Source organism: Pseudomonas sp. NPDC089918 (assembly GCF_050280605.1).
In the GTDB taxonomy this organism is placed as follows: Bacteria; Pseudomonadota; Gammaproteobacteria; order Pseudomonadales; family Pseudomonadaceae; genus Aquipseudomonas.
On record NZ_JBNNVP010000052.1, the window covers coordinates 1 to 13,451 of the forward strand.

Sequence of the window (13,451 nt, forward strand, 5' to 3'; positions counted from 1 at the left end):
GGGTTTCCCCATGTGAGAGTAGGTCATCGTCAAGATTAAATTCCGAAACCCCTATCTGCGTATGCAGGTAGGGGTTTTGTTTTGCCCGCAGGAAAAGAGCACTCTGGCGACAATACAAAATTGCACAGTTATTTTCGAGTCAGGACACTAGAATAGGTCCAACTTATTTGGAGCCAGAGCCTTTATGCCAGATCCGGTTGACGCCCCAGGGCTGTCAGATTTACCGCTGGACGACTTGGTAGCGTGTCATGAGTGCGACTTGCTGATGCGCAAGCCTGAGCTTGCTCATGGTGAGAAAGCCATCTGTGTACGCTGCGGTTATGAGCTGTATGCCCATCGACACTATGTCGTGCAGCGCAGTCTCGCCTTGGTCATTGCCGCGCTGTTGTTGTTCATCCCGGCGAACTTTTTACCCATCATGCAGCTCCATCTACTCGGACAGTCGTCGCACGATACTGTCTGGAGTGGCGTTGTCGGTCTGTTCGATACCGGTATGCGAGGCGTAGCGGCAGTGGTATTCCTTTGCAGCATGGGGATTCCGCTGCTCAAGCTGCTTTGCCAGCTGTTCGTGTTGCTGAGTATTCGCTTCGATATCGGACGCAGTTATGGCCTGCTGCTCTACCGCATTTATCACCATCTACGGGACTGGGGGATGCTCGAGGTTTACCTCATGGGCGTACTGGTTGCGATCGTCAAATTGGCCGATATGGCGGCGATCACCGTAGGTCTTGGTCTGGTGTGCTTCATCAGTTTGTTGTTGGTTCAGGTCTGGCTGGAAGTAGTGATGTCACCGCACCAGATCTGGCAGGCTCTATCAGGAGAGGATGCCCATGCGGGCGATTGATGCAGGCATTTTGATTTGTGCCGAATGCCACGAATTGAATAAACAGGAAGCCGATACCGACGAGCAGGTTTGCACTCGCTGCGGTGCGCTGGTTCACGCCCGCCGCCCGAACAGTCTGATGCGTACTTGGGCGTTATTAATCACGGGCGCGATTCTCTACATCCCGGCCAATGTGCTACCGATCATGACCGTCAATTCCCTGGGGCAGGGCGATCCGAGCACCATTATGTCCGGTGTGATCCAGCTGGTTCAGCACGGCATGATTCCAATCGCCGCCGTGGTTTTTATCGCCAGCATTCTGGTTCCCACGTTCAAGCTGGTGGGCATCGCATTGCTGCTGTTTTCGGTGCAGCGCCGTCAGCCGCTCTCGGCACGCCAGCGAATTCTGATGTACCGCTTTATCGAGTTCATCGGCCGCTGGTCGATGCTGGATATCTTTGTAATCGCCATTCTGGTGGCGGTTGTGAATTTTGGACGGCTTGCCAGCATCGAAGCCAATCTTGGCGCCATCGCCTTCGCCAGTGTGGTGATTCTGACGATGCTTGCCGCAGTAACTTTCGATCCCCGACTGATTTGGGATAACACGGAGTCGGACGACGACCATGACTGATTTGCCTAAAGCGAAAACCCGACCGGCCTCGAACTGGTCAGCTATTTGGGTGTTGCCCCTGATCGCCTTGATCATCGGCGGCTGGCTCGGCTGGCGTGCCTACAGCGAGACGGGCATCGAGATTCAGGTGCGCTTCGAAAGTGGCGAAGGCATTCAGGCCAACAAGACCGAAGTTGTCTACAAAGGCATGTCGGTCGGCAAGGTGAAAGCCCTCAAACTCGATGACGAAGGCAGCTCCAAAGGAGTGATCGCTACCATCGAGATGAACAAGGACGTGGAGCAATACCTCAAGACCAGCACGCGGTTCTGGCTGGTCAAACCGAGCGTGAGTCTGGCCGGTATCACGGGCCTGGAGACGCTGGTCTCGGGTAACTATGTGGCCGTTAGCCCAGGCGAAGGCGAGCCGACCCGCAAGTTCAAAGCCCTGGCCCAGGAGCCTCCGCTATCGGACGCGCAACCCGGCCTGCACTTGACCATCAAGGCTGATCGCCTCGGCTCGCTGAATCGCGGCAGCCCGGTGTTCTACAAGCAGATCCAGGTCGGTCAGATCAAAAGCTACGTGCTGTCCGCAGACCAGAATACTGTCGAACTCAAAGTCTTCATCGAGCCGACCTACGCCAGCCTGGTGCGTAAACACACGCGTTTCTGGAATGCCAGCGGCATCAGTATCGACGCCAACCTTTCTGGTGTGAAAGTACGTAGCGAGTCCCTCGCCAGCATCGTCGCTGGTGGTATTGCATTTGCCACTCCGGAAAATCGCAAGGACAGCCCGCCTACCGATCCAAGCCTGCCGTTCCGTCTCTATGAGGATTTCGACGCGGCGGCAGCCGGTATTCGGGTCAAGGTCAAACTCAGCGATTTCGAAGGCCTGCAGTCCGGTCGTACGCCGGTGATGTACAAAGGCATCCAGGTCGGCAATTTGAAAACGCTCAAGGTCGATCCGGACCTGTCCAGTGCGACCGCCGAGTTGACTCTCGACCCGCTGGCCGAGGACTATCTGGTCACCGGCACTCAGTTCTGGGTGGTAAAACCATCGATTTCGCTCGCCGGTATTACAGGCCTGGAAGCGCTGGTCAAAGGCAACTACATTGCCGTGCGCCCAGGCGACAAGGGCGGTGCGCCGCAGCGCGAGTTCGAAGCACGACCCAAGGCGCCGCCGCTGGATCTGCGTTCGCCCGGCCTGCATTTGGTGTTGTTCACCGACAACCTTGGTTCTCTGGAAGTCGGCAGTCCGATTCTCTACAAACAGGTCAAGGTCGGTTCGGTTCAAAGCTATCAATTCTCCCGCACCAAAAAGCAGCTGGTGATCGGGGTGCATATCGAGAAGGAATACGAAGGGCTGGTCAACGCCTCGACGCGTTTCTGGAATGCCAGCGGCATTACGCTCACCGGTGGATTAACCGGCGGCATCCAGGTCAAAAGTGAGTCGTTGCAGAGCCTGATGGCCGGTGGCATCGCCTTCGAAACCCCGGAAGCCAAAGCGCCGTTGCAAAAGCGTATTCCGCGCTTCCGCCTGCATGCCAACCATGATGAGGCAACGCAGAAAGGCACTATGGTGACGATCAAGGTCGATCGCGCCGATGGCCTGCGAAGTGGCACGCCGGTTCGATTCAAAGGCCTGGACGTTGGCAAGATTGAGGACGTCGACCTAAGTGATGACCTTCAATCAGTACTGCTGGCCGCGCGGATCACCGAAGTGCCGGAGCGTATCGCTCGGGTCGGCAGTCAGTTCTGGGTGGTTAAACCTGAGCTCGGTCTGATTAAAACCTCGAACCTCGACACTTTGGTCACCGGGCAATACATCGAAGTACAACCGGCGCCGAAGAACCTCGGCCCACAGAAGACTTTCGTGGCCTTGACCAATCCTCCGGAAATCGCCAAGGAAGAGGCTGGTTTAAGCCTGGTGTTGAGCGCTGCTCGTCGGGGTTCGCTGAAGACAGGCGTCCCCGTCACCTATCGCGAAATCACGGTAGGCAAGGTGACCGGCTATGAACTGGGCCAGACGGCTGATCGTGTGTTGGTGCACATCCTGATCGAACCGAAGTATGCGCCGCTGGTGCGCAGTGGCACGCGGTTCTGGAACACCAGTGGTTTTGGTTTTGACTACGGCTTGTTCAAAGGCGCGACAATACGCACCGAATCGCTGGAGACGCTGGTCCAGGGCGGCATTGCGTTTGCCACACCGGATGGCGATCGCATGGGTGTTCCGGCGCGGGCTGAGCAAACCTTTCCATTGTTCGACCAGTTCGAAGATGAGTGGCTGACCTGGGCGCCGAAGATTTCGATCGGTAAATAATCCAGGTTGATTGGGCGTCTGAGAAGACGCCTTCGCGGGCAAGCCCGCTCCCACAGTGATCGGTTGCGTACCCAAAATCCGGGTTCAGTACAAAACCCTGTGGGAGCGGGCTTGCCCGCGAATAGGTCTTCAAGTCCACTCAAAATTTCAAGAATGTACCCACAAATAAAAAGGCCGCGATCCATTGGATCGCGGCCTTTTTGTTGGCTTGGATTAAGTCAAATCAGACCGCATCCAGCTCTGGCTCATCAGCTTGTACAACAACGGTTGCCTTCACTTCATCGTGACGACGGATGTACTTCCAGTCCGCCTCGTCGATGTAAATGCCGTTCGGGCCGCTGCCGCCTTCCAGGTCGATGGCGACACTGGCGCAAACTTGCGGCTTCACACTCGCCAGAATCGGCACGAAGCCCAATTGCAGGCTGGTTTCCAGCAGTGCTGCCTGGTTCTTCTCGTCGATGTCCGCCGCTTCGTCGAGGTAGTACGGCAGGCGTACGCGACCGGCCTGGTCGCGGTCCATCAAGTGCAGCAACAAGTACATGTTGGTCAGTGCCTTGATGGTCATGGTGGTGCCGTTGGACGCCGCGCCGTCGATGTCGGTGTGGATCACCGGCTGACCGTTGACCTTGGTGATCTCGAACGCCAGCTCGAACAGATCCTTGAGGCCGAGCTGGTTGTGGTTTGCCGCCACCAGCCGCGCCAGGTATTCCTTGGCCTCTTCGTTCTTGTTGTCTTGATCGGCGCTTTGGCTCAGGTCGAAGACGGAAAGGGTTTCACCTTCTTCGTACTGACCGGCGCTGTGGATGATCTGGTCAATGTGCTTGAGCGCTTCCTTGTTCGGCGCGAGCACGATGCGGAAGCTTTGCAGGTTGGAGACCTGACGCTTGTTGATCTCGCGGTTGAACAGCGCCAGTTGATGTTCGAGGCTGTCATAGTCGCTGCGAATGTTACGCAGGGTCCGGGCGATGTCGGTGACGGCTGCACGACGGGCCTTGCCGAGAGTCAGGGCTTCGTCGGTGCGGTGTGCGTACGCGTTGATCAGCAGCTGCAGGCGACGCTCCATATCGTCTTCGCTGTCGAACTTGGCCACGCCTTTCAGGCGAACCTGAGCATAGAGCGCGTCGATCTGCCCGTCGCTGCGCAGCAGGCCTTGCCAGCTGTCCTGATAGTCGTTGAGCAACGGCAGCAGGTTGTCCATGGAGTCGTCGACCGGGTCCATGAACGGCGTGCCGAATGGCAGGTTCGCCGGCAACAGCTGACGACGGCGCAGGGCGTCGTCGAGGGTGCGTTGCTTGGCTTCCATATCGCCGATCTGCCGGCCGACCAGTTGCAGCTTGGCCGACAGTTGCTGGACGCGCTCGGTGAAGGCATCGCTGGAACGCTTCAATTCGTCCTGAGCAGCTTCCATCTGCGCCAACTGCTCAAGCTTGTCGCCTTCCTCGGCGCTCAGGGTTTGCGCGCGGCGGAAATCTTCCAGGGCTTTCTGCGCATCCAGCACTTGCTGGTACAGCGCTTCAGTCTGGGTCTTGCTGGCCGCGCGGTCGGCTGCCACGGCAGCTTGAGTTTTCAGCTGCTTGAGTTCTTTTTCCAGGCGGTCTTTCTGATCGCGCAGCGCCGCGCGGTCAGCCAGGGCTTGCAGCGCTGGCGGCTCAATGTGCGAGATGTCGATGGACAGGCCCGGCACTTCGAAGCGCTCGCCTTTGAAGCCATCAAGAATCAGTTCCATGGATTTGACCCACTGACCGTCCTCGTCCAGCGTAATGCCGTGTTCACCCAGTGGCAGGCTGAACAACGCGCTGTTGAACAGGCGCATCAGGCGCTCGACGTCCTGTTGTGAGAACTCTTCGCGCAGACGGGCGTAGCTGTTGTTGTCGGCGTGATCGAGTTGTTGCTTGACCGACTTCAGGCGTTTTTCCAGATCGCGTAGACGCTCTTCGAGGTCTTCGGCACTGAACTGGCGAGACTGGGCCAGTGCACCGGCCAGTTCGTCGTGCGCGTCTTTGGCGGCGAGCAGTTGCTGCTCGAGGACTTTGACGTCATCGACCAGCGCGAAGCGATGCTTGAGCACCGACAACTCGCCGAGCCAGCGCTGGATGCCGGTGATTTCCCGCTCCAGACGCATCAGCTCCTGAGTGCCGCCGCGTTGATCGTTTTGCAGCGCGTCCTGCTCGTTGCGATAGTGCTCGGCCTGAATCGTCAGCTCTTCCTTGCGCGCACTGGCGTAGTCCGACCAGGTGCCGAGCAGAGAGTCGAGCAGCGGCGACAGGCGATGCAGTTTGCCGCGCAGGATATTGCGCTGGGCCACGCCTGCGGCCAGCGCTTCAACCAGCGGGCCGGCGGTAACCAGCGAGTTGTAGTCCTGCTCCATGCGACGAACATCGCGGAAGGCTTCTTCGCACGCGGCGATGTAGTCGACGCTGCCGGAACGCAGGCTGTGTTCGAAGGCATCGAGGAACAACTGCTTGAGTTTGGCCGCGGTGATTTCGCGCATGTGCAGTAAGTTGATGAACAGGGCGCGGAAGGTCTTCAGGCTCTGCTCGCTGGTGGAGCGCAGCGGGATCAGCGTCAGGTCCAGCGGAATCGAGGTGTGACCGCCCACCAACAAACGACGCAGTTCATCCGGCTTGAGTTCATAGGCTTTCAGGCCTTCGCGCTCAAGGTTGGTGAACAGCTCTTTTTGCCGCAGGCAGGTGTCGTCTTTCTGGTAATGGGCCAGATCGAGTTTGCCGGCGTAGGCAAAGAACTGGTGACCGAAACCGCCGCCCGGGCCGCGTCCGACCACGCCGATTACGTGCGGGCCGTGGGGCAGGGAGACTTCCACCAGGATGTAACTGGTGTCCGAGGCGAAGTAGAAGCGTCGGGATTGTTCCAGGCTGTACTTGCCGAAACTCATGTCCGACATGCGCGCCAGAATCGGGAACTGCAATGCGTTGATCGATGCGGATTTACCGAGGTTGTTCGCCCCGTAAACCGACAACGGCTCTTCCAGCGGGAACAGGCCGAGGCTGTAACCGGCGGTGTTCAAAAGGGCAAAGCGGCGAATGCCGTAGCGTTCCTTGCTCATGCGTCGGTCTCCTGTTCTTCGGCAATGGCGCGGGCCATGGCGTCTTCTTCGCTTTCTTCAGCGAAGTCACTCAGATCCAGCGGGTCGTCTGTTTGCAGCAGCTTCTCGTCGCTGTCGTCATCGATAAGCACCGGGACCGGCAATGGCAACACGCTGTGCAGGCTGGCCGCCAGATCGCGGTCCTGCTGAACCGAGAGGCAAACGTCGAGGAAACGGTGCATCGGCGGCAGGAAACGATAGATGCCGGGCTCTTCGCTGGCGAAACCGAGCTGGGTCATGCGGCGCATGATCTTTTCTTCCAGTTCGTCCTGAGTCTGGACCTCGGCCTGGATGAACAGGTCGCGGTACTTTTCCAGAAGCGATGGCAGTTCATCACGACCGAGACTGCCGCCGTCGAGCACGGAGATCGGGTCGCGGCCCTGGTCGGCCAGATGCTCGACGAGGATGAAGGTGAACAGCGCCAGACGTTGTGCGGTCTTGTTTACTGCCGCCGCAGCCAGGTCCGGAACGAAGTAATAGAAACCACGGGTGTCGCAGACCAGTTCAAAGCCCAGCGCCTTGAACAACGTACGGTACTGGTCCTGGAAGTTCGACAGTTGCGCGTACAGCTCCGGGTCGCGGCGGCTGACGTGGTAGCCCTTGAACAGCTCGCGAAAGATCGGCGCCAGCTGGGACAGTTCGGATAGATCAAGATGCATGTGGGATGCTCGCAGAATCCTCGGCGGCGGTGTCGCCGGCCGAGAGCAGGGCGAAGGAGCGCAGGCTGACCTGATGCTCGTGAGTGTGGTAATCGCGGCGTTCCAGACGCTCGCGTTTGAAGCGCTTTTCCCGCGACAGGCGCGAGAACCAGTACAGCAATTCGTCGGTAGCGCCGTCCGGCTCCTGCTCCAGCAGCCAGGTCATCAGGTCCGGCATCGGCAGGGCGTCTTCGCAGCGCTCGAGCATTTCGCGAACCGTGCGTGGCGCGCGCGGGGCTTCGCCTTTCTGGGTCTTGTGCGCCTTGGGGAAACGCGCCGGTTTTGGTTCGAAACGGGCCAAGGCGTACACGTAGGCTTCGACTTGACTGGCGCTCCCGAGGAAGGTGCTTTGCGGCCGGGTGAACATCGGCATCGCGGCTTGCGGTACCGCATCGATGCCTTTACGACGAATGGCCGACAAGGCCAGCGCCGCGCCACGGGTCACGGCGTTGTGCCGGCGGGCTTCTTCACGCAGCGGCAGCAGCAGTTCACGGGCATGACGCAGCGTCAGTTGGGCGCTGGTCTGCATTTCGAGGATGCGTGCGTGAGTGCGCAGCAGCATGTCGTCGTCAACCAGATGGCCGAGGCGCTGCTGTTCGGAGAGCATCTTCAGCAGGACCGTTTCGACCTTGCGCACGCCTTGTTCGAAGGCGCCGTCGGCGTTCACCAGTTCAATCATCGGCTCGACGTATTCGTCCCATGTCGCCAGCACTTCAGCGTAGCGCTGACGCAGCGGGATCTGCCGATCGCTGGTTTTCGCCCGTTCGGCGACGGCCACCAACGCCTGTTCGTCGTTGTCGAGTTTTTTCAGCACATCGCGCACGCGCATGTCGAGCAGGCGCAACTGGCGCGCCAGATCATTGCCGTCGCGAATGTCGAAGGCGTCCTGAATGTAACCGGCCAGGCGCTCGAGATGGCGCAAATAGGCTTCGATTTCCAGGCACAGGCCCAGACGGTGCTCACGGCGCAGGTAAGCGAGGAAATCGTGGATCTGCGCGTTGAGCTCGAAACGGTTCGGGCTTTTCGCCACGGGAACCAGAATGTCGAGGCGGATCCACACGTCCAGCAGGCTGGTGATGTCCTGCGGCGTACTGTCGAGTTGCTGGGCGGCCAACTGTGAACGCAATTCGTTGAGGCTCAGGGTGCCTTGGTCGAAGTGCTCGCACAGTGGCTCCAGAAGTGCCCAGTGTTCAGCGAGGGCGCGCAAGACGCGCTTGGGTTCGATCATCGGAATGGCCGGCTGGTTGGCGATTAAAAGTCGCGATTGTACTGCATCACGCCCGTTGCGATTCACTCTCGGGACGGACAGTTGGCTTTCTATCGATCAAGCGTGGGCGATCTTGAGCGAAGGGCGGTAGAATCACCGCACTTTAGTTATCCACAAGTGGCCGACCTTTGCTTATCGAGTCCCGTCGCCGCGCTTATTTGACCGCCATGCAGGTGGTCAACTGGCTGCCGCGCACCGAATTGCCCTTTGCTGCGCCCTCGCGCCCCGAACTGCTGGAGATGTCCGAGCCATTGGTCATCACTCCGGTTGCGCCGGCTCCTGTGGCCGAGGCACCGATGGAGCCCGTGGTCAAACCGGCCGAGCGGGTGAAAATCGAAGTGCCACGGCCATCGTTGGCCAGCACCCGTACGAACGCCAAGGTCGAAGAAGAGGAGGCCCCGGTCGCGGTCAAGGCGCCGGTCGTGCCGCCACCGCGTTTCGCCCTTCAATTGCTGCGCGCAGGTCGTTGCCTGTTGCTGGTGGAGTTACCCACAGGCGAAAGCTTCCAGACCCGCGATCCGGCCTATCTGTTGCTCAAGGATATGCTGCGCGCCGCCGGCCTGCCGGACAGCCCGCAGATCGTCGGCGAGCCGGTGCGCTGGCCGCTGCTGGCTCGCGGCACCATGGATCAGGGGCCGGAAGCGGCTCGGGATTTCGTACAAGGCTTTCTGTCAGCCCGTCTGGAAGACGCTCCATGCGTCTGCTTGTGGCTGATCGGCTTGCCGGCGGTGCGTTTTGCCGGTGAGGCCAACGCCGAGTCCTTCAACCGTGAACTTCAGGTCGAAGGCCTGGGGTCGGTCTGGGCCCTGCCGGGTCTGGAATTATTAATGGAAGAGCCACAGCGTAAGGCTGATGTCTGGCAAGCCATGCGTCGGCTGATGGCGCGCTGGAAAGAATCGAATGAGTGACGCTGTATCGTTCCGCCCGATGACCGAGGCGGACCTGGACACTGTACTGAAAATTGAATACGCGGCTTACAGCCACCCCTGGACCCGCGGGATTTTTCTCGATGGCCTGGGCAAGTACCAGATTTGGCTGATGTTCGAAGGGCAGCAGCAGGTCGGTCATGGCGTGGTGCAGATCATTCTCGACGAGGCGCATTTGCTGAACATCACCGTCAAACCTGAAAATCAGGGCCGAGGCCTGGGTTTGACGCTGCTGGAGCACTTGATGTCGATTGCCTACAAGGCAGAGGCGCGGGAATGTTTTCTGGAGGTGCGCGACAGCAACCGGGCGGCGTTTCGGTTGTATGAGCGGTATGGATTCAACGAAATCGGACGTCGGCGCGATTACTACCCCGCTGTTGGCGGGCGTGAAGATGCGGTCGTCATGGCCTGCACCTTGGTTGACTGACACATCTGTAGGACCTGCCGAAGGCTGCGATCTTTTGATCTTTCCATGTCGCGGCAATAAAAGATCAAAAGATCGCAGCCTTCGGCAGCTCCTGCGTTGGAATCTGGTCAAATCTGTAGATCAACGCTTGCCATCCATTGGATCGCGCTGCGCCATCTCTGCTTCGTCCAACCCATTGCCCCCGCCGATGTCGTCCTCATCGACAATGCTCAAATCCCAATCCGCCTGGCCGCCTTCACCCTCTTCGTGGGCGTCCCGTGCGCCGTCTTCACGGATCAAGGTTTCCGGGCTCATGTCATCGTCGGTGGATTCATGGTCATCGGTCGAGCCGCCGGTCATGCCAGCTTCACGGACACGTTCGTCGGGGATTTTCTGCGCACGCTCGCGTTCGGGGATCAGGTCGCCGATTCTGGTGCCTGGTTCTTCCTCGTCGAAATTCAGCTCATGCACTGAACCCATGCGGTCTTCGTTGTCATCGATGGGCTCGGGTTGCGCCTTATCGAACGGACGTCGTGAATCAGTCATGGCATTCCCTCATACTGTAGGCCTTACTACAGTTGACCCACTGGGCTTGCGAGAATTCCACCGGCAGGGAACGTCGGCTCGCCGTTATAGGCATCAGGGCATCAGGGGGGTATCTGCATCGCGCGCGTGACCCCGACAGGCGGTTGTCTGTCAAAGCTACGCATCATTCTTGAGGCTTCATTGCATGAACGAATTACAAGATCTGATTGATAACAATGAGCGCTGGGCCGACGCGATCACCCAGGAAGATCCTGATTTCTTCGCCAAACTGGCCCGTCAACAAACCCCGGAATACCTGTGGATCGGTTGCTCCGATGCCCGCGTGCCGGCCAATGAAATCGTTGGCATGCTGCCGGGCGATCTGTTCGTGCACCGCAACGTGGCCAACGTTGTATTGCACACCGACCTCAACTGCCTGTCGGTGATTCAGTACGCGGTCGACGTACTCAAAGTCAAACACATCCTGGTCACTGGCCACTATGGCTGCGGCGGTGTACGCGCCTCGATGCAGGACCGTCAGTTGGGCCTGATCGACGGTTGGTTGCGCTCGATTCGCGATCTCTATTATGAAAAGCGCGACGAACTGGCCAAGTTGTCCACCGAAGAAGAGCGGGTCGACCGCCTTTGCGAGCTCAACGTGATCCAGCAGGTGGCCAACGTCGGTCATACCAGCATTGTGCAAAACGCCTGGCACCGCGGTCAGAGCCTGTCGGTCCATGGTTGCATCTATGGCATCAAGGATGGACGCTGGAAAAGCCTGAATGCCACCATCAGCGGTTTCGAACAGTTGCCACCGCAGTACCGTTTGCGTCCGGTCGAAACGTTGTAGGAGCCTTTCAGCTGGAACTTCGTCGACGCCAGTGTTGAAAAAACTGTTCTCCATTGGCGTTCGGCGACTCGTCATAGCCGATGATCCAGCCACGGCAGCAGGGACAACCGCAGCGGCAAGCGAACTGCCGCTGCAGTTTGTCTTCTGTCGCGGCGAAATCCATCGTCAGTCGATCACCTTTTTTGATGTCCTTGAGTGCCCATAACCACAGCTCGCTCATGTCGAGAAAGACGTTGGGATCGCAGGAGTGGCTCAGCAGGCCGCAGAAGCGCGGATCGTAGAGGTGGATTCCTGGCGCCAGTTGCCGAGTGTGTCGGCAGCGATAGGGCAGCAAATGTCCGGAAACCCGGCAGATTCGGCTGATGCGCGAGAACTCGCGCAGTGCCACGACAGCCACTGCCAATCCCTGAGCGTTGTAGATGATTTCAAAGTCGTCTTTGGAGGGGAACCCAAGACGAAGGGGCAATTCTACAAACGGATAGATGCCATTCGATGGCGGTGGGGGTATTGCCTGTTCTGCATGAGCTCTCATAACAATCCTTGTCAGGCGAGTGCTACGACCGCCGTCTACTGACATCCTGTCAGCCCTGCAGCACATGGTATGCCCCAAGATTCTCGCAAATGAAACAATCAGTCTACTGTCAAATATGACAGGCGAAAAAGGCTCTTTTCCGCGTCAGCCATGGCTCACGCGAGAAAGAGCTTTATCGTTTTACAAGTGTGGAGCAGGGGCGGAGGAGGTCACAAGGGCTGGACTCTTCAACTGTTTCAACTGAGATTTGACCTGCGCTGTCGAGCACTTGGCCACGGCCTGTTCAGGCGTCAGGTTGCGGATCGAGGTGTAGAACAGTTCGCAGGTTTTTTCTTTCTGGGTCACTTGCCAGGTCTGAGTACAGCTTTTCAGCTGAACGGTAGGGTCAGTGCCCGGTTTGCTGCCCATCCCGGCCTGCCAGCACGCGGCGCTTAAATCCTGCCCCATGACTTTCAGCCCCGCAGCATCGGCCTTGGCCTGGGCATCGCTGCCGCTATAGGCCTCGGGATCGGCGGCGTACCAGATGTAGCTCGGGTGGTTGGAACCCAGTACGGGTACTTTCACACCCTCGCTCGGGCTGATGGTTGCCAGGCCCAGCACGTCTACGGTCGGCCCATATTGTTGCTTGATCCAGTTACGTACCGGTGCGCCGAAGGCGACCATTGGCAATGCTGCGCCGCTGGCGTTCTGGCTGACTTCCTTGACCATGGTGGTCTGGTAATCCTTGAAGTAGTCATAGACGCCTTCAAGGTCCTTGCCGGCGCTGGACGGCGCGGCAATCGGCGCGATGTCGATGATGGTCTGATAGCCCGGTGTCTGGTCGGCGGGAATGCCGTTGTTCGTCAGCAGCGTGGCCCAACGGTCGGTGGTCTTGGACTCCAGGTAATCCTGGGCCTGGGTCAGGGAATAATCCGGCGGGAAGTGCAGCAGTTCGACGCTTTTGCGGTTTTCCAGCGCCATTCCCAGCGGAAGGAACAAGTACCAGTTATAGGTCCATTTGCCATCGGCACTCAGTTTGCTGGCGCCGTTGTAAGCCAAATCCCCAGCCTGGAGCAATGCGGTCAGTGGTTTGTCATAGCCTTTGGGTACACCGCTGATATTGGCGTAGAGCTGATTGTTGTCGGTCTTTACCAGAACTTTTGCGGTTTTGTAGCCATCGCGCTGTACGCTTTGGGTCAGGTAATGCTCGACGGTCTGCTCCAGCGTCCAGTTGCGATAGCAGATGACGTTGCAGTTGTTGGGGTAGGAGAACAGCCGGGTGACCCGTTCGGTACTGCCCAGATTCAGATCGACATCGGCGTGGACGGCGGTACTCAGGGTGAGTGCGGCCAGGGTGAGTCCTGCGAGTTTTAACATGCTCAGATCCTTTTCAGCGTGAGCCCTCGGAGGCGGGG

The 13,451-nt window shown here is 58.7% G+C and carries 12 protein-coding genes; 6 read left to right on the plus strand and 6 right to left on the minus strand.

Annotation, left to right across the window (positions count from 1 at the left end):
* The first annotated feature begins 184 nt into the window (after positions 1 to 184).
* The 3 genes from ACQKPC_RS26430 to ACQKPC_RS26440 are packed head-to-tail and all read left to right on the plus strand — an operon-like array spanning position 185 to position 3,750.
* Positions 185 to 844 (plus strand): paraquat-inducible protein A, encoded by a 660-nt coding sequence (locus tag ACQKPC_RS26430; RefSeq protein WP_427627449.1) that lies wholly within the window; start codon positions 185 to 187, stop codon positions 842 to 844.
* A complete protein-coding gene (locus ACQKPC_RS26435) occupies positions 831 to 1,454 on the plus strand; it encodes a paraquat-inducible protein A (protein WP_007896874.1) in 624 nt (207 codons plus the stop codon). Before ACQKPC_RS26430 ends, ACQKPC_RS26435 begins: the two co-directional genes overlap by 14 nt.
* The gene (locus ACQKPC_RS26440; protein ID WP_427627451.1) at positions 1,447 to 3,750 is read left to right on the plus strand and encodes an MlaD family protein; all 2,304 of its coding nucleotides are present in this window, start codon (positions 1,447 to 1,449) and stop codon (positions 3,748 to 3,750) included. The genes ACQKPC_RS26435 and ACQKPC_RS26440 overlap by 8 nt, the downstream gene beginning before the upstream one ends.
* 223 nt (positions 3,751 to 3,973) lie before the next feature.
* Here ACQKPC_RS26440 and mksF read toward each other — a convergent pair whose 3' ends face one another.
* Genes mksF through mksB form a run of 3 tightly spaced genes read right to left on the minus strand, consistent with a single transcriptional unit; the run spans position 3,974 to position 8,779 of the window.
* Positions 3,974 to 6,814, minus strand: a complete 2,841-nt coding sequence (gene mksF / locus ACQKPC_RS26445; RefSeq protein WP_427627453.1) for an Mks condensin complex protein MksF — start codon at positions 6,812 to 6,814, stop codon at positions 3,974 to 3,976.
* Positions 6,811 to 7,512 (minus strand): Mks condensin complex protein MksE, encoded by a 702-nt coding sequence (mksE, locus tag ACQKPC_RS26450; protein WP_427627455.1) that lies wholly within the window; start codon positions 7,510 to 7,512, stop codon positions 6,811 to 6,813. Before mksE ends, mksF begins: the two co-directional genes overlap by 4 nt.
* The gene (gene mksB, locus ACQKPC_RS26455) at positions 7,502 to 8,779 is read right to left on the minus strand and encodes an Mks condensin complex protein MksB (RefSeq protein ID WP_427627457.1); all 1,278 of its coding nucleotides are present in this window, start codon (positions 8,777 to 8,779) and stop codon (positions 7,502 to 7,504) included. Before mksB ends, mksE begins: the two co-directional genes overlap by 11 nt.
* Positions 8,780 to 8,985: 206 nt before the next feature.
* Here mksB and ACQKPC_RS26460 point away from each other — a divergent pair, with 206 nt between their 5' ends.
* A complete protein-coding gene (locus ACQKPC_RS26460; RefSeq protein ID WP_427627496.1) occupies positions 8,986 to 9,726 on the plus strand; it encodes an energy transducer TonB in 741 nt (246 codons plus the stop codon).
* Positions 9,719 to 10,171: a ribosomal protein S18-alanine N-acetyltransferase gene (gene rimI, locus ACQKPC_RS26465; RefSeq protein WP_007896888.1), complete on the plus strand. Its 453-nt coding sequence runs from the start codon at positions 9,719 to 9,721 to the stop codon at positions 10,169 to 10,171. The genes ACQKPC_RS26460 and rimI overlap by 8 nt, the downstream gene beginning before the upstream one ends.
* A 120-nt stretch (positions 10,172 to 10,291) precedes the next feature.
* On the opposite strand, the gene ACQKPC_RS26470 is transcribed toward rimI, so the two are convergent.
* The gene (locus ACQKPC_RS26470; protein WP_427627459.1) at positions 10,292 to 10,696 is read right to left on the minus strand and encodes a serine kinase/phosphatase; all 405 of its coding nucleotides are present in this window, start codon (positions 10,694 to 10,696) and stop codon (positions 10,292 to 10,294) included.
* Between the two features lie 184 nt (positions 10,697 to 10,880).
* On the opposite strand from ACQKPC_RS26470, the gene can reads away from it, so the two are divergent.
* Entirely contained in the window at positions 10,881 to 11,525 is a 645-nt protein-coding gene (can, locus tag ACQKPC_RS26475) for a carbonate dehydratase (RefSeq protein ID WP_007896890.1), read from the plus strand.
* A gap of 7 nt (positions 11,526 to 11,532) precedes the next feature.
* Here can and ACQKPC_RS26480 read toward each other — a convergent pair whose 3' ends face one another.
* Together ACQKPC_RS26480 and ACQKPC_RS26485 are read right to left on the minus strand one after the other, a co-directional pair.
* Positions 11,533 to 12,057, minus strand: coding sequence for an SET domain-containing protein (locus ACQKPC_RS26480; protein WP_427627461.1), 525 nt, complete (start codon positions 12,055 to 12,057; stop codon positions 11,533 to 11,535).
* A gap of 180 nt (positions 12,058 to 12,237) precedes the next feature.
* Positions 12,238 to 13,413: a hypothetical protein gene (locus tag ACQKPC_RS26485; protein ID WP_427627463.1), complete on the minus strand. Its 1,176-nt coding sequence runs from the start codon at positions 13,411 to 13,413 to the stop codon at positions 12,238 to 12,240.
* Positions 13,414 to 13,451 lie beyond the last annotated feature (38 nt).